Origin of the sequence: Christiangramia gaetbulicola, from assembly GCF_003054225.1 — a bacterium.
GTDB classification, from domain to species: domain Bacteria; phylum Bacteroidota; class Bacteroidia; order Flavobacteriales; family Flavobacteriaceae; genus Christiangramia; species Christiangramia gaetbulicola.
In genome coordinates this window covers 433,746-448,437 of sequence record NZ_QBKQ01000002.1, presented here as the reverse complement: position 1 = coordinate 448,437, position 14,692 = coordinate 433,746, and the positions used below count along the sequence as shown (strand labels likewise).

Genomic DNA, 14,692 nt, shown 5'->3' with positions numbered 1-14,692 from the left:
TTGTATTTATGGAAGATAAAAAGTTGAAAAAAGCAACTTTAGCAGGAGGATGTTTTTGGTGTACTGAAGCTGTTTTTCAAAGATTAGAAGGAGTAGAGAAGGTAGTTTCCGGATTTACCGGCGGATCCATTAAAAACCCGGCCTATAGAGAAATAATTACCGGCAGGACCGGTCATGCCGAGGCAATAGAAATTGAATTTGATCCCAGTATTATAAAATTTGAGGAGTTGTTGCTGGTATTCTTTGCTACCCATGATCCAACGACTTTGAACAGACAGCAAAATGATGTGGGAACCCAATATAGAAGCGGAATATTCTATCATGATGAACATCAAAGAAAGACCGCAGAAGAAATTATACAGCTACTTGAAAAAGAAAAATCATTTGATGATCCTATAGTAACGGAGGTTACCGAGGCAGGCCCTTTTTATGTCGCTGAGCAGGAACACCAGGATTTTTACAATCAGCATAGGCAACAACCATATTGCCAATTTATTATAGATCCTAAGATCACTAAATTAAAGAAATTATTTTCTGATAAACTGAAACACAAGAACTAAAATGTCATATAAATTTATTGAGGAATACGATAAGGAGCTTACCCAAGGTCTTAAAGCTAATTTCAAGGAGATTATTGCGGGAGTTGGTGAAGATCCAGATAGGGAAGGAGTTTTAAACACTCCTGAAAGAGCCGCAAAAGCGATGCAGTTTTTAACCCAGGGCTATTCCATGGATGCTGAGGAGATCCTTAAAAAGGCAGTTTTTGAAGAAACTTATGACGAAATGGTCGTAGTAAAGGACATCGAATTATATTCTCTTTGCGAACACCATATGCTGCCATTTTTCGGAAAAGCGCATATTGCTTATATCCCTAACGGTAAGATCGTAGGGCTTAGTAAACTACCCAGGGTGGTAGACGTATTCGCACGCAGGTTGCAGGTTCAGGAAAGACTTACCAACGATATCCTGGAATGCTTAAATAAAACCTTAAAGCCAAGAGGAGTGGCTGTAGTTATTGAAGCGGTGCATTTGTGTATGATGATGCGAGGAGTTCAGAAGCAAAATTCGGCGACCACGACTTCTGGTTTTCGTGGCCAGTTTAAGGAAATAGAAACCAGGAATGAATTCTTGAAACTTATCAGCTCAGACCTGCGTTAGCCTGTTTGGCACCTTATTTGATTTAATTAAGAAAAATCAAAGCGATGAACATATTCAGAAATAAAACTTTTATAAAAGGTCTTGCCTACGATCTGGCAGGTATGGCCACAGTTGCAATTCCTGTTATAGGACCGTTCCTGGATCTTATCTGGGCGCCTTATGCAGCAAAGAAAATGAGTGAAATGTATCCCGGTAGAAAGGGGAAGATAGCCTCTGTGCTGGTTTTCCTTGAAGAGATCCTTCCAGGAACCGATATTATTCCAACTTTCACGCTCATGTATCTTTATACCTATGTATGGAAGAAAGAGCCATTAAGGCCTAGAGTTATTAAAGTAGAAAGTTATTAATGTTTGCTTAATTAGTTAATGGAATAAAGGCTGTCATGAGAATGACAGCCTTTATTTTTTTAGATTTTTATAGAAGCAGAGAGCATTATATTCCTGCCTATATTCTGTAAATTATCAGGTTTTAACCTGGATAAATGAGAAATATATGATCTGTCAAACAGGTTATTTCCAGTAAGACTAAGGTCTACTTGAAAATTATTCAGATCGATACTAGTTCCCAATCCTGCTCCAAATAATGCATATCCCGGAGTATCTGTTTCAAACTCACCAGAGTTGTTCTGATCGAAAACATTCTTCAGCCTTATAAAAGCATATTTATCTGAAAATACTTTTCCTTCTTCAAATTCAACTCTAAAAGTGTTGGTCAATGAATTTGCTGGGATTAGCGGAAGGTAATTGCCATTGTTCAGTTTACCAGTTACAGTTTCAAAACTGCTTTCCAGGTGCAGCCAGTCCAGCGGGTGTGGGTGTATATGGAAACCAACTTCACCACCAAATAAATTCGCGTTATCCTGAACATATTCAAATACAGGATCATCCTCTATGGTTTCACCGGTAGGATTTATATAAATATAATCGTTTACCGAGTTAGAGAAGGCATTTACATAGGCTTCAAAATGTTTATTTCTCCACTCAAAAGCAAGATCTACCTGGAAATTCTGCTCATTATTCAGGTCTGGATTTCCTATTTCATACCTGTTCGCACCATGATGCGCCCCGTTAGAAGTTAGCTCAGATAAATTGGGAGCACGAAAACCACTGGCAAGATTAAGCCTGGCAATGAATTTCTGATCTATTTGATATTTCGCTCCAATTGCACCATTGATGCTATTAAAATTACGATCTACCGCATCTATTACATCACCATCTTCAGCTGTATAAGCTTCGCTTTCCAGGTTTCTGGTATCGAATCTAAGCCCACCCTGAAAATCCCATTTTTCAAGATGATAGTGAGTAGTGGCATATATTCCAAAATCTACTGTGGTAGCATCAGGGATCAATAGTTCCTCCCCAAAGTTTTCATTGGTCTGGTACATTCCCTGAACTCCGGCAATAGTTTCGAAATTACCTATTTTCGGCAGGTTATACTTAAAGTTATAGTTTAAGGTCTCCAGGTGCATCTCCAAGGCCGGTTCTCCCTCTTCGTGTTCCTCATGCTCTTCCTCATGTTCCTCTTCTTCATGTTCTTCCCCACCTTCATGCTCTTCGTGATGCTCTTCAAATTCTTTTCTATTGTTGAACTGATAGCCAACTTTAAAGTCTATACTGGAATTCTTGAAGTAAAACCTGTTATCAAGGCTAAGTACATGATTGTCTATTTCCTGGTATGGTAGAAGCGGATCTTTATCTGTTGACTGAACTCCTAATTCTTCCGGAATCCCAATTTCGCTGCGATTAAAATTATAGCGCAGATCTCCCTTGTATTTGTTATCCTGGAAACCAATCCCAGCCTTAAAGTCTTTTTCATTGAAACGAGTATTGGTCACGCGATAATCATCACCAGTCTCATAATCACTATGGGCAGCATAACTACCGCGGGCAAGGAACTTTAATGTTTCTCCGGAAGTTTTTGCCATTCCACTGAACTGATATCCATTGGTATTACTGAAATAGTCACTTTCAATTTCAGCATTGGTGGTATTTTCAAAGGCATAACTTTCTGGGTTGAGATAAAGTACACCACCTATAGCATCACTACCATAAAGCAAGGATGCCGGCCCTTTAATGACCTCTACGCTTCCAATTCCTTTTGAACTGATTCCCAGTCCATGTTCATCACCATATTGTTGGTTTTCCAGGCGTACTCCCTGAGTATATACTAACACCCTGTTGGAACTTAAACCTCTAATTACCGGTTTTCCGATCCCGATTCCGGTAGTAAGACTTTCAACCCCGGCGATTTGAGTGATTCCATCTGAAAGGTTTATCGCTCCTTTTTTATTTAATTCGGAAATGCTTTTTCGATCAACCTTCATTACATTTTCACTTTGTAACTGGTGAAAAGGTGTGGAAACGATGACTTCTTCCATTTCTATTGCTGAAGGTTGCAGGCTGAATTGAATGTTTCCCGCAGGAAGCGTGATCTCCTGGTTCAAGGTAGCGTAGCCGATAGAGGAAATAACGATCTTATAATTTCCTTCTGGTAGATTGCTAATGCTGAATTTACCATCAACATCGGTCATACTTCCTTTTTCCAGTTTTGGAAAATAGACATTTGCACTAAAAATAGGTTCGCCGGTTTCAGCGTCGGTAATAGTCCCTGTTATTTGATCCTGACTATATATAAACGTATTCACTGCAAGAAGCAGTGTAATTAACAATGTATTTCGCATTATTATTTTTTAAATGATTTGGTATTTTTTTGCTCTTCTAAAAGGTAATTAAGCAAAATATGGAGGTCCTCTTAGATCAAAATGTAGAGGCTCATAATCATTTAAAAATGAGTAGTAATCGAATTTTTCCTTTACTTCAGTTACTTCTGAAACTAGGGAATAATCTGTGAATATAAAGGTGTAGACAGATTTTTTATTGAACTTATGCAGATCACAATCTATAGATTTTAGGTGATAGTGGTGTTCTGCATAATTATCACATAGTTTATGGCTATGTTCAGAGAAAATATGTGAAAAACTAACGATACCCGGAAGCAGTATCAAAACTGCCGAGCAAATAAAGAATATGTTTTTCAGGATCTTCAAATCTTATATTTTGAAAACTTTAGATAATCCCATTCTGGAAAGCATTTTCTTTTCGAATGCCCAGAAAAATTGAAACTGACCGAAGATCCACCCAAAGCAGACCAACAATACCTGGTAAATTGGAAATATTAGAACGATTCTTAAGAACCAGTAAACTGCCCAGTGACTCGTTTCAGCATCTATTCCTAAAAGGCTTACCACAGGACTCGCAAGTTTTGCTGCCGTAGATCCGGTGATAGCAAATACAAGAAAAATGATACATAATTGCCAATTAGAATCTATTCCCCAGCGGTCTTTCAATTTCTTCATGCTGCAAATATAAGGATTTGACTAAAGAATCAAATTCTTGTGGGTACACTAAATCGCTGATTGTAATGTCTACTGAAGTATACAAAGTAATTATATAATAAATAATTCACCTCGTAGCCATAATCTATACTGGGATCATAATTTATTTCATTCAGGTAAAGATCTGGATTAAAGATCTGTGGCTGCCTTACTCTTTGGTTATATTCTGTAACAAGGAACTGATTTTTGTTTTCTAGGAAAGGCAGGGAGTAATAACCTCTAGGCCTTGCGTAGGAATTTATGAAAAGATTGAATCCGGGTTCAATTATAATGATCTCGTATTCCAGGCTATCGTTCGCGATCCTTACCGTATCATTTTTAGAATTCGCGATCTTGTCTGAAGGGAAATTTCTGCCACCACTGGAACCGCAACTGTAAACGAACAGAGCGAGCAGCGCTATATAAATAATATTTTTCATCTTTAATTTTAGCAGGTTAAGTTCAAAAATTATACCTATTATTTTCCTCCGGTGAATCCGCCAAGGATGCTACCATCAGATTTATCTGGTTTACCACCGCCAAGGATCATCCCTCCAATGTCATCAATGATACTACCATCCCCATCTCGATCCAGGATGGTTTCCAGGAATGAGGTGTCGTGTTTGGAATTACTGCCCAATACCGAACCAAGAAGATCGGTTAGACCATCTTCGCTAACGCTGTCTTTCCTTTTCTGGCTTCCTAAAATGCTTAAAATCAATGGAGCAGCCATTTTAATGATAGCGCTAAGCTTATCTTTATCCATGTTGAGGGCAGAGCCAAGATTTGAGGATATATTATCCTGTTTTTCGCCCAGGATATGGTTTACGATCTTATCGCCTTCGGTGTGAAGATAATCCGGGTCGAGTTCCTGTAATTGCTCAAGAAGAGAACCATCGTGTTTATCACTGTTCAAGGCGGCATTTAGATTCGCGGCCCCTTCCTTTGATCTTGCGTTATTTTTCATTGCTCCGAGGAGCAGGGGAAGCGCCATGCCCAAAGCTGAAGTTACTTTTTCTTTTTCTTCTGAAGTTTTTTTACTTGCACCATTGATTAGTGCCTCTCCCGCAGGTGTATTTAATATATCCAGGATAGATGCCATAATTATTGTTTTTAAGATGTAAATCCTTAGAATTTACAAAAAAACCAGATGAATTTAGCTATCCTGAGCGGCACTTTTTTTCTTCTTTAAGATATCTATGATCTGTTCGGCAAGTTCCACTCCAATGCGTTCCTGGGCTTCATTCGTAGCCGCACCAATATGAGGACTTAAAGAAATGCTTTCGTTCATTAAAAGCTTGATCGCTGGGGTTGGTTCATTCTCGTAAGTATCCAAGGCTGCAAATGCTACTTTTCCAGATTCTATGGCTGCAAGTAAAGCTTCTTCATCTAAAACACCTCCACGGGCGGTGTTTATAATACCAACACCTTCTTTCATTTGTTCAAACTCCTTAGTTCCAATAATCGGCTTAGCCTGGGCTGGAACATGCAGGGTTATAAAATCTGAATCCTTGATAAGCATTTCTACAGGTTCAGTTTTAATAGGAATTTTAATAGTTTGATCATTATAGAATTCAAGAGTGATTTCAGCTTCTCCAACATGTTGATCGCTGGCGATCACTTTCATTCCAATACCTAAGGCTATTTTAGCCACTTCGCGACCAATTCTTCCGAAGCCTATGATACCAAGGGTTTTTCCTCTAAGTTCCATTCCCCCGGCATAGGATTTCTTGAGTTCCTTAAATCTGGAATCTCCTTCTAATGGCATATTTCGGTTAGAATCATGTAGATGTCTTACTCCGCCAAACAAGTGAGCGAAAACAAGCTCGGCTACCGAACTTGAAGAAGCAGCAGGAGTATTGATCACAGCAATTCCTTTGCTACGTGCATACTTAACTTCAATATTATCCATCCCAACACCACCACGGCCAATAACCTTTAGATGAATGCAGTTATCGATGATATCCTTGCCAACCTTGGTTGCGCTCCTAACCAGAAGTACACTAATACCGTTCTTATTCAGGAAATCTTTAAGCTGCTCCTGGGCAACTTTTTTGATAATTACCTCAAACCCGGCTTTTCGTAAAGTTTCTGCTCCGCTTTCGGAGATACCATCATTTGCTAATACTTTCATTTTCTAAATGATTCTATAAAATTTATTTAGACTTTGTTTTCCAGTTCTTTCATTAGATCTACAACTACCTGCACACTCTCAAGGCTAAGCGCATTATACATAGAAGCACGATAACCTCCAACGCTTCTGTGACCATTCAATCCATTTACACCAGCTTCTTTCCACATTTTATCGAATGTTTCCTTGTGAGATTCATCCACGAGGTTAAAAGTAGCGTTCATAGCAGATCTATCTTCCTTGGCCGCAAATCCTGTGAATAGCGGATTCCGATCAATTTCGTTATAGATAAGTTCAGCTTTTTTGTTGTTGTGCTCCTCCATGGCTTTGATTCCTCCTTTTGCCTTGATCCATCTCAAAGTAAGTAAAGAGACATAAACAGCATAAACTGCTGGGGTGTTGAACATACTGTCTTTGCCTATATGCACAGAGTAGTCCATCATAGAAGGGATCTCCCTGGAGGCTTTACCAAGAATTTCTTCTTTTACCACGACAAGAGTTGTTCCCGCAGGCCCCATATTTTTTTGGGCTCCGGCGTAAATAAGATCAAATTTGGAAAAATCGATTTCTCTTGAAAAAATATCACTACTCATATCACAAACCATAGGGATGTTCGTAGCCGGGAATTCTTTCATTTGAGTCCCGAAGATGGTATTATTACTGGTACAGTGAAAATAATCGGCATCACTTGGGATAGCGTAGGACTTCGGTATATAATTAAAGTTCTTATCCTTGGAGGAAGCAACTTCATCCACATTTCCGAATAATTTGGCTTCTTTGATCGCTTTAGAAGACCAGGTACCGGTATTTAGATAAGCCGCTTTTTTCTCTAGCAAGTTATATGCCGTCATTAAAAACTGCATGCTGGCACCGCCTTGTAGAAAAAGGGCTTTATATCCTTTGTCTTTTAAGCCCAGTAATTCAAGGGCTAAAGAACGGGCTTCTTCCATCACCGATACAAAATCTGCACTTCTGTGAGAGATTTCTAAAATGGATAAACCTGAATTATTAAAATCCAATATAGCCTGAGAGGCCTCCTTAAATACCTCTTGAGGTAAAATACAGGGACCTGCGCTAAAGTTGTGCTTTTTCATAAAAATTATAGTTGGTTAAAGCAAAGATGCCAAAATTCTCAGGCAATTGCTGTTATGAAAATTATAAGATTAAATTTTAGAAAGGAATTCAATAGTGTCTACATTATCCGCATAATCCCATAGTTCTGGTTTCTGGGTCTGGCCAAAAGTTACCTCGTTCTTATTTGAATCTTTTTTCACGATACACTGGATATTATCTGAATTCTTTTCCAGTACTTCTTCCAGTTCCTTTGGATTAGAATATGTTTCATAGAACAAGGAGGCGATAGGGGATCCAAAACTCTCATCTTCCTTCAAGATCAGGAAACCATTATCCAGTAATTTGAATTCGCTCATTAAATAAACCGCCTTGTTATAATCGTAATTATTGGCATATTTATTTTGATTTATCAAGGGATTCCATTCGTAAATAGCCTTAAAGAAACTATCGAAGTCATAATTCTCGGGAACATATAGTTTCGAAACATTTCTACAGCCCAGGCCGTAATACCTGAAAATATCCTCACCAAGCTTTTGCAGGTCTTCTTTTGTCTCTTCTCCGGTAAGAATCGCGACCGAGTTTCGGTTCTTTCTTATAATACTTGGCTTGCCTTTAAAATAATATTCAAAGTATCTGGCAGTATTATTACTACCGGTAGCGATCACCGCATCAAAATCTTCCAGCCTGTCCTTGGTGAACCTGATGCGCTCCTCGTAGCGTTTATCCAGGTGCATTAAGTAAGCGGCAATTACAGGAAGTAGTTGCTGGTCACTGGTAGATTGTTTTACCAAAACCTTGTGGCCGGAAACCAACACAGAGATAAAATCATGGAATCCAACCAGGGGAATATTTCCCGCCATAACGATACCTACGGTTTTTCCGCCGCTTTCTGAAAGATTATAGCTGTCCAGCCAGAGTTTGAGATTTCTTGGGGTTAATGCATTACTCCACTGTTGCAGGGAGAAGATGATATTTTCACGATTGAACCAGCCATTATAATGAATGGCAGAATCTATCTTTTCTTCCATTTCAGCAAAGAACTTATCATTCCCGGGGATATCCTTGTTTTTTACCGATTCTGTTAGCTGAAACTGCTGAAGAAATTTACCTAAAGTTATAAGATGTGATTTATGGTCGTCGATTGTCATCGTCTAATTTGGTTATGAATGTGCCCTATGTTAAATTTGTGCAGCGAAATTAAAGTTTCCGCAGCTTAAAACCATAAAATTTCCTAAAAGCTACCGGTCTTTTTTCGTTGTGTTTTTAAATTTACAAATAAAAGAAGAGCTATGGCAATTATTATAACCGATGAATGCATAAACTGCGGGGCCTGTGAGCCAGAATGCCCGAATACCGCAATTTATGAAGGAGCAGATGACTGGAGATATGCCGATGGTACCGATCTTGAAGGTAATGTAGTATTACCAAACGGGAAAGAAGCCGACGCAAATGAAGCGCAGGAACCTGTAAGTGATGAGATCTATTATATTGTTCCAGATAAATGTACCGAGTGTCAAGGTTTTCACGAAGAACCTCAGTGCGCCGCTGTTTGCCCTGTAGATTGCTGTGTTCCAGATGAAGATCATGTGGAAACAGAAGAAGAATTATTGGCCAAACAACGCTTTATGCACCATGACGCATAATTAAAATTTATAAATAAGATTGAAGAAAGATCCCGTTCAGAAATGAGCGGGATTTTTTTATGAAACACTAAATTTTAATTCGTTTCTGTAGGTGGAGGGTGATTTCCCTGTGAAAGCCTTAAACTGCTTATTAAAGTGACTAAAGTTGTTGAAACCACTTTCAAAACAAACATCGGTAATACTTATCTGTTTTTCATGTAAAAGTTTAGCGGCATGCGCCAGCCTGTATTCATTCACAAACCTGGTAAAGGTCTTGCCAGTGATCTTTTTGAAATACCTGCAAAAGGCAGGATTGGTCATGCTTACTTTTTCACTGATCTCATCCAGGCTTATAGGCCGGATAAATTCTTCTTTTACGAAGTTGAAAATGATATTTATCCTGTCATTATCCTGTAGTGATGTTTCCAGTATAAAACCACCAGCGTTAAGAATGGTATAGTTCTCAGCTTTTTCCAGCCTTTTTAATATTTCCAGTAAACCCAGCAACCTGGAGAATGGATCCATGTCTTTTAGTTTTTCTATTCTGGCACCAATACTTCGCTTGGTTTCCCCGTGAAAAACAATTCCCTTTTTAGCGCGTTCCAGTAAATTTCTTATTCCGACCATTTCTGAAGCATCAAAAAACTTCTCTCCTAGAAAATCCTCCTTGAACTGAAGTACAGATTCACGCTCATGGCCGGTAAGACTATCTGTAAAAGAACAATGGGGCAGAAGAGAGCCTATAAGAATAAGATCTCCGTTGCGATAATAGGATATATGACTGCCAATTTGCCTTTTCCCGCAGCCTTTATTAACATAGACGAGTTCTATCTCTGGATGATAATGCCAGAAAGTAGGTTTCCGGAGATCTGGATCACTGTAATAAGTTCTATAGGAGAAGGAACTTCCAAATCCCGGTTCTATCTTTTCCAGCGTTGGCTTGTTTCCTGTTCCCATCTGCATCTTTTTCTTATAAATTTAATCTGCAATTATTGGTGAAGACATTACAAAATTACCTCTTTTATGTTCTTAATTAACCGAAAACGTTTTCATTGTAATTCTGAATGGTAATATAAGACATAAACTGGTTTATTCTTGACTATTCTCTGCTGTTCTTTATAGCTAGTTTTAGATTAATATTAATCGCAGTTCTAACTTAAAACTTAAGATTATGAAAACAGCATTCAGAAAATTAATCGTAGCATTGGTATTTGTCGCAAGCTTTGCGGCAAATGCATCAGACGGATTGGATCTAAAGGTCAATGAAAAGCAAAACCTGATCGTGGAAGTGAAGGGAATAGAGCAAGGTGCAATATTAAGCATCCTTGGAGAAAATGAAGAGATCGTTTTTAAAGACAGGCTTTCCAATGACGATTCTTACTCCAAGATTTTTGACTTTAATAGCCTGGAAGATGGGAGATATACCCTTGTTCTTGATAAGGAATTCAGTATTTCGACTTCAATTATATCGAAAAACGGAGAAATTTTAAGCATAGATAAGAATGCTTATAGGTTTGATTTCAAGCCTTTATACAGGATTTCCGGGGATATTGTGTCTATTTGCCTTGCAAATCCTGAAGAAAATAAGGTAGAAATAGAAATTTTTGATAAATTTGGCGTGCCCGTTGGAAAATTGAAGACTAAAGATCTGGTGGTCAAAAGAAAACTGGATTTCTCAAATGTACCTGCAGGCAGTTATATTGTGAAAATTAAGACTAAAACCAACACTTTCTCGAAATCGGTAAATGTTGGATAATTGAATTTTGGCTAATTCAAATTTAAAAGCCCCACGCTTTAGCATGGGGCTTTTTAGTTTTCTATTTTAAAGGTTACCGGTGATCAATCATTTTTACGATTAATCTTGTCTATAGCGTTCTGGATAGATTTGTCCGGTTCAATAATATTATTGCTTCCCCAGAATTCAGAATCTGCGAATCCGGAAACATCATCTACCATTACGATATTAGGATTGATAAGATCTACTGTTTTCTTCCAGTCATCACTTACATATTCCTCATAATCTGTCACTACCATTTCGCTATCGATCTTATATTTTGAATTAAAGATCTTTCTTTTCCAGTTCACAACATATTCCATTTGTGCCTTACCGTAAGCATAGTGCCACTTACCATCGTCCTGAGCGTAATCTACCTGGTAATTCAACTCGGTAGGATAAACTTTGGAACCATTCGGTTTTTTCTTCACGAACATGGCTTCGGCAGCATCTCTGTTATCAACATTCAGGCTATACTCAGCTTTTACAAGGGTAGAGGTTTCAGCATCAATGAAAAGTTTTCCATAATACCATGGGTCTGATTCATCGATTTCTTTAAACTCTACAACATAAGTGTAGCGGTCATTGATCTTAGCAGGATCATCGAATTTAAATTCATAGCTTTCTACCATTCCAGGTCTTAGTACGTATTCGGTATATTTCATCATATCCAGATACAGAGTATTATAAGGACCTCCGCGAAGTTTTAGAGCCAGCGTATCTAATTTATTATAGTCTGTACTCTTACGAGCCTTATAAAGGGAGACCATGTCTCGTTTGTAAGAGTTGTAAGGGTTTTTAAAGATCTTCACTACTGCTTCAGAAAGGCTTACGTTACTCCATCCTTTCTTGATGGTTTCACGATAGAATCCCGTCATAAGACTTTGGTCTGTGAGGTAATTCTCATCTTTTTTGGATAGCATTTCCTTTACCAGCAATTCCGGGTTCGTAGCTTTGTATAGGCTAACCTCAGAAAGTTCTTCAACTGTTTCATCAAGTTCTATTCTGGTATTTGCACTCTGGAAATATGAAAGAGGAAGAGTTTTACTTTGAAAACCTAGAACAGATATGGTCACTGTTGCCTCTGTAAGATCTTCAGGTACTTTTAAGGAGAATTCTCCATCTGAGTTCGTAATAGTAGAAATGTTACTATTATTAAGGGCAAGATAGGCGGAGGATATCGGCCTACCGTTTCGGGCATTAACTACCTCTCCTTTATATTCAACATATTTAATGTCTGAAGGCTGAAAAGCGAAGCTTTGCATAGAGACAAATAAAAAGCTGAAAAGTAAAATCACGAGGTGAGCTTTACCATTTAAGATTGCTTCAAATTTTTTCATTACAAATTTTAATTAAGTTTGAATAAACTTATACAATATACTGAATTTTTGAGCGAATTTGATGTGAATTGACCAATATTTGAAGTAAACAAATATTAAAATTACAGTCAATCACCCTATAAAATGAGAATTCCATAATTTGGTGAATAAAATTTACGTTTTGAAGGATAATTTTTCCAGCAGATCTAAAGAGTACAGTAAGTACAGGCCTACTTATCCTGCTGAGGTTTATGAATTTTTAAAGCTTCATCTGCATGCGCGGCAAACCGCCTGGGATTGTGGAACAGGTAATGGTCAGGTTGCGGTGGAACTTTCAGAATTTTTCACCAGGGTGGAGGCTACAGATATCAGTGAGAACCAGATAAAAAACGCTCCTAAAAAAGAAAACATTAGATATTCCATACAACCTGCGGAAAAGACAAATTTCAGCGATAATCAATTTGATCTAATTATTAGTGCTCAGGCAGTGCATTGGTTTGATTTTAAGAAGTTCTACCAGGAGGTTGAGAGATGTTTAAAACTAGATGGACATATAGTTATAATGGGATATGGGCTTTTTCGGTCTAACCCGGAAACCAATCTGGTAATTGCCGATTTTTACAGGAATATTATTGGACCATACTGGGATGAGGAAAGAAAATACCTGGACGATGATTATCAAAGTATACCCTTTCCCTTCATAGAAATCTCTGCTCCTCAATTTGTGCAGACTTATCACTGGAAAATTGAGCATTTACTGGGGTATTTACGTACCTGGTCTGCGGTGAAACATTATGAGAACAAAAAGGGGCAGGATCCTGTTTCGATCATCGAGCCGGCCCTGCGCAGGGCCTTTGGGAAAAAGAATGAAGTAATTTTTCCTATACTTTTCAGAATGGGGAAAATGGGAAGTTCTGCTTAAAAATTCTACAACTTTCAAACCTATGGTATTCAAATAGCTGCGGATATCTATTTTAATTTTGATGGCATGAAATATGCTCGACTATGGAGCGTTAATCAAGTTGATCAAAATTGAAATTAATTATGAAGAAAATAATCTTCGTCCTTTTGGCTGTTTTTATAAGCCTTAATAGTGCTAACGCACAGATATATGCAGATAACCAGAGTGCTTCTGTCACAGACCAGGTTTTAAAGGAATTAAACCGTGAAAGATCTTTATTGAGTCAGAACCTGGAATTCAGGATCAAAGAAATAGATTCCAAGATCAATAATCTGGATGAAAGCATCAAGAATACTAATTCGGCTTCAGAAAAAGTTGAAAAACTACTGGAAAGGGTCAAGTATCTGGAAGAAAGACAGGAAGAGATCGATAAAAATACCATTAGCGTTTACAAGTATAATTACAGTTCAGCAGTATTAAACCTCGCTTCTATGGAAAGGGAAATCAAACCTTTGAATCTTTTCAATACCTCGAGAGAGTTTTATTCAACCCTCGATGCTGTTGGGAATCCCATGAATTATGATGGATACCAGGAATGGTTTGGTAAATTTCAAAAGTATGTAGCTGAAGAAAAAGAAGATGATGCAAGGCTGGAAGCCCTTAATCATATGCTGCAGGTAACGGGTGATTTAGCCAAGGGAACTCCATTTACCGGGATGTTTGCCGGTAGTCTTATAGATGGCATCAGTCAGTTTATTGGATCTTTGAATAGAAGAGACAAGGAGTTGAGGGAAAAGAGCATGAAGATGCTGAAACTTACCAGTTCTATTGCCCAATTCACACATGATAAGGACCTTATCGAGACCGAATGGGAAGCTATTAATAAAAGTCTTGATGAGCTAAAAGAGCTTCAGAATAAAGCTATGGACGATAACCTGGTGGAGATCCTTGATATAAACAAGAACGATTTCACCAGGAATTTCACGAATGAGACTGATGCTAAAAAGCGTACGCAATATATCCTGGACATCTCTAAAATTGCCGAGAACAAGATCGTGGAAGAGCGTAAATCAAATCCCGAGAACTGGAAGCAGGAATATCACGACCAGATGCTCGCCGTCCAGAATCTGAAGATAAGATTCGGGATGTTAACTTTCAGAATTCTTGAAAACCTTGATAAATACGAAAAGCTTATTCAGAAATACGAGAATGATCCATTTCTAAAGGACGAAATGAAGAACCTAAAATTGAAACTGGATCTAGTTAGAAATAGCTTCGAATCCACTTTTAATCCTCAGGAATATATAAAGGCTTCCAACGAAATGTATATCGTGGAATAA

General features: G+C 38.1%; 17 protein-coding genes. 7 read left to right on the top strand and 10 right to left on the bottom strand.

What is annotated here, in order from left to right:
- Positions 1 to 8: 8 nt before the first annotated feature.
- Genes msrA through C8P64_RS08650 form a run of 3 tightly spaced genes read left to right on the top strand, consistent with a single transcriptional unit; the run spans position 9 to position 1,505 of the window.
- Complete coding sequence (gene msrA, locus C8P64_RS08660; protein ID WP_108171677.1) at positions 9 to 560, top strand: peptide-methionine (S)-S-oxide reductase MsrA; 552 nt, start codon at positions 9 to 11, stop codon at positions 558 to 560.
- Position 561: 1 nt separating this feature from the next.
- Positions 562 to 1,158, top strand: coding sequence for a GTP cyclohydrolase I FolE (gene folE, locus C8P64_RS08655; protein WP_108171676.1), 597 nt, complete (start codon positions 562 to 564; stop codon positions 1,156 to 1,158).
- A 44-nt stretch (positions 1,159 to 1,202) separates the two neighbouring features.
- Complete coding sequence (locus tag C8P64_RS08650) at positions 1,203 to 1,505, top strand: hypothetical protein (RefSeq protein ID WP_108171675.1); 303 nt, start codon at positions 1,203 to 1,205, stop codon at positions 1,503 to 1,505.
- 59 nt (positions 1,506 to 1,564) lie between these two features.
- Here C8P64_RS08650 and C8P64_RS08645 read toward each other — a convergent pair whose 3' ends face one another.
- The 8 genes from C8P64_RS08645 to C8P64_RS08610 all read right to left on the bottom strand — a co-directional run bounded on the left by C8P64_RS08645 (position 1,565) and on the right by C8P64_RS08610 (position 8,884).
- The gene (locus C8P64_RS08645; RefSeq protein ID WP_108171674.1) at positions 1,565 to 3,838 is read right to left on the bottom strand and encodes a TonB-dependent receptor; all 2,274 of its coding nucleotides are present in this window, start codon (positions 3,836 to 3,838) and stop codon (positions 1,565 to 1,567) included.
- A gap of 48 nt (positions 3,839 to 3,886) precedes the next feature.
- Positions 3,887 to 4,204, bottom strand: a complete 318-nt coding sequence (locus tag C8P64_RS08640; RefSeq protein WP_146167200.1) for a hypothetical protein — start codon at positions 4,202 to 4,204, stop codon at positions 3,887 to 3,889.
- Between the two features lie 3 nt (positions 4,205 to 4,207).
- Positions 4,208 to 4,513, bottom strand: a complete 306-nt coding sequence (locus C8P64_RS08635; RefSeq protein ID WP_108171672.1) for a DUF6787 family protein — start codon at positions 4,511 to 4,513, stop codon at positions 4,208 to 4,210.
- Between the two features lie 29 nt (positions 4,514 to 4,542).
- A complete protein-coding gene (locus C8P64_RS08630) occupies positions 4,543 to 4,971 on the bottom strand; it encodes a DUF6146 family protein (protein WP_108171671.1) in 429 nt (142 codons plus the stop codon).
- Between the two features lie 38 nt (positions 4,972 to 5,009).
- A complete protein-coding gene (locus C8P64_RS08625) occupies positions 5,010 to 5,633 on the bottom strand; it encodes a DUF937 domain-containing protein (RefSeq protein WP_108171670.1) in 624 nt (207 codons plus the stop codon).
- A gap of 54 nt (positions 5,634 to 5,687) precedes the next feature.
- On the bottom strand, positions 5,688 to 6,665 hold the full coding sequence (locus tag C8P64_RS08620; RefSeq protein WP_108171669.1) for a D-2-hydroxyacid dehydrogenase: 978 nt from the start codon (positions 6,663 to 6,665) through the stop codon (positions 5,688 to 5,690).
- A 26-nt stretch (positions 6,666 to 6,691) separates the two neighbouring features.
- The gene (gene serC / locus C8P64_RS08615; protein ID WP_108171668.1) at positions 6,692 to 7,756 is read right to left on the bottom strand and encodes a 3-phosphoserine/phosphohydroxythreonine transaminase; all 1,065 of its coding nucleotides are present in this window, start codon (positions 7,754 to 7,756) and stop codon (positions 6,692 to 6,694) included.
- 69 nt (positions 7,757 to 7,825) lie between these two features.
- On the bottom strand, positions 7,826 to 8,884 hold the full coding sequence (locus C8P64_RS08610) for an acyl-CoA reductase (RefSeq protein WP_108171667.1): 1,059 nt from the start codon (positions 8,882 to 8,884) through the stop codon (positions 7,826 to 7,828).
- Positions 8,885 to 9,025: 141 nt separating this feature from the next.
- Here C8P64_RS08610 and C8P64_RS08605 point away from each other — a divergent pair, with 141 nt between their 5' ends.
- Positions 9,026 to 9,379, top strand: coding sequence for a 4Fe-4S dicluster domain-containing protein (locus C8P64_RS08605; RefSeq protein WP_108171666.1), 354 nt, complete (start codon positions 9,026 to 9,028; stop codon positions 9,377 to 9,379).
- 57 nt (positions 9,380 to 9,436) lie between these two features.
- Here C8P64_RS08605 and C8P64_RS08600 read toward each other — a convergent pair whose 3' ends face one another.
- On the bottom strand, positions 9,437 to 10,315 hold the full coding sequence (locus C8P64_RS08600) for an AraC family transcriptional regulator (protein WP_108172216.1): 879 nt from the start codon (positions 10,313 to 10,315) through the stop codon (positions 9,437 to 9,439).
- 214 nt (positions 10,316 to 10,529) lie between these two features.
- On the opposite strand from C8P64_RS08600, the gene C8P64_RS08595 reads away from it, so the two are divergent.
- Complete coding sequence (locus tag C8P64_RS08595) at positions 10,530 to 11,114, top strand: T9SS type A sorting domain-containing protein (RefSeq protein ID WP_108171665.1); 585 nt, start codon at positions 10,530 to 10,532, stop codon at positions 11,112 to 11,114.
- 83 nt (positions 11,115 to 11,197) lie between these two features.
- On the opposite strand, the gene C8P64_RS08590 is transcribed toward C8P64_RS08595, so the two are convergent.
- A complete protein-coding gene (locus tag C8P64_RS08590) occupies positions 11,198 to 12,472 on the bottom strand; it encodes a carboxypeptidase-like regulatory domain-containing protein (RefSeq protein WP_108171664.1) in 1,275 nt (424 codons plus the stop codon).
- 160 nt (positions 12,473 to 12,632) lie between these two features.
- Between C8P64_RS08590 and C8P64_RS08585 the strand changes: the two genes are divergently transcribed.
- Both C8P64_RS08585 and C8P64_RS08580 read left to right on the top strand, forming a co-directional pair.
- Positions 12,633 to 13,373: a class I SAM-dependent methyltransferase gene (locus tag C8P64_RS08585; RefSeq protein ID WP_108171663.1), complete on the top strand. Its 741-nt coding sequence runs from the start codon at positions 12,633 to 12,635 to the stop codon at positions 13,371 to 13,373.
- Positions 13,374 to 13,495: 122 nt separating this feature from the next.
- Entirely contained in the window at positions 13,496 to 14,692 is a 1,197-nt protein-coding gene (locus C8P64_RS08580) for a hypothetical protein (RefSeq protein WP_108171662.1), read from the top strand.

Excerpts from the sequence above, each read along its gene's own strand:
- msrA (WP_108171677.1), top strand. The coding sequence starts at position 9 with ATGGAAGATAAAAAGTTGAAAAAAGCAACTTTAGCAGGAGGATGTTTT.
- folE (WP_108171676.1), top strand. The coding sequence starts at position 562 with ATGTCATATAAATTTATTGAGGAATACGATAAGGAGCTTACCCAAGGT.
- C8P64_RS08650 (WP_108171675.1), top strand. The coding sequence starts at position 1,203 with ATGAACATATTCAGAAATAAAACTTTTATAAAAGGTCTTGCCTACGAT.
- C8P64_RS08645 (WP_108171674.1), bottom strand. The coding sequence starts at position 3,838 with ATGCGAAATACATTGTTAATTACACTGCTTCTTGCAGTGAATACGTTT.
- C8P64_RS08635 (WP_108171672.1), bottom strand. The coding sequence starts at position 4,513 with ATGAAGAAATTGAAAGACCGCTGGGGAATAGATTCTAATTGGCAATTA.
- C8P64_RS08630 (WP_108171671.1), bottom strand. The coding sequence starts at position 4,971 with ATGAAAAATATTATTTATATAGCGCTGCTCGCTCTGTTCGTTTACAGT.
- C8P64_RS08625 (WP_108171670.1), bottom strand. The coding sequence starts at position 5,633 with ATGGCATCTATCCTGGATATATTAAATACACCTGCGGGAGAGGCACTA.
- C8P64_RS08620 (WP_108171669.1), bottom strand. The coding sequence starts at position 6,665 with ATGAAAGTATTAGCAAATGATGGTATCTCCGAAAGCGGAGCAGAAACT.
- serC (WP_108171668.1), bottom strand. The coding sequence starts at position 7,756 with ATGAAAAAGCACAACTTTAGCGCAGGTCCCTGTATTTTACCTCAAGAG.
- C8P64_RS08610 (WP_108171667.1), bottom strand. The coding sequence starts at position 8,884 with ATGACAATCGACGACCATAAATCACATCTTATAACTTTAGGTAAATTT.
- C8P64_RS08605 (WP_108171666.1), top strand. The coding sequence starts at position 9,026 with ATGGCAATTATTATAACCGATGAATGCATAAACTGCGGGGCCTGTGAG.
- C8P64_RS08600 (WP_108172216.1), bottom strand. The coding sequence starts at position 10,315 with ATGGGAACAGGAAACAAGCCAACGCTGGAAAAGATAGAACCGGGATTT.
- C8P64_RS08595 (WP_108171665.1), top strand. The coding sequence starts at position 10,530 with ATGAAAACAGCATTCAGAAAATTAATCGTAGCATTGGTATTTGTCGCA.
- C8P64_RS08590 (WP_108171664.1), bottom strand. The coding sequence starts at position 12,472 with ATGAAAAAATTTGAAGCAATCTTAAATGGTAAAGCTCACCTCGTGATT.
- C8P64_RS08580 (WP_108171662.1), top strand. The coding sequence starts at position 13,496 with ATGAAGAAAATAATCTTCGTCCTTTTGGCTGTTTTTATAAGCCTTAAT.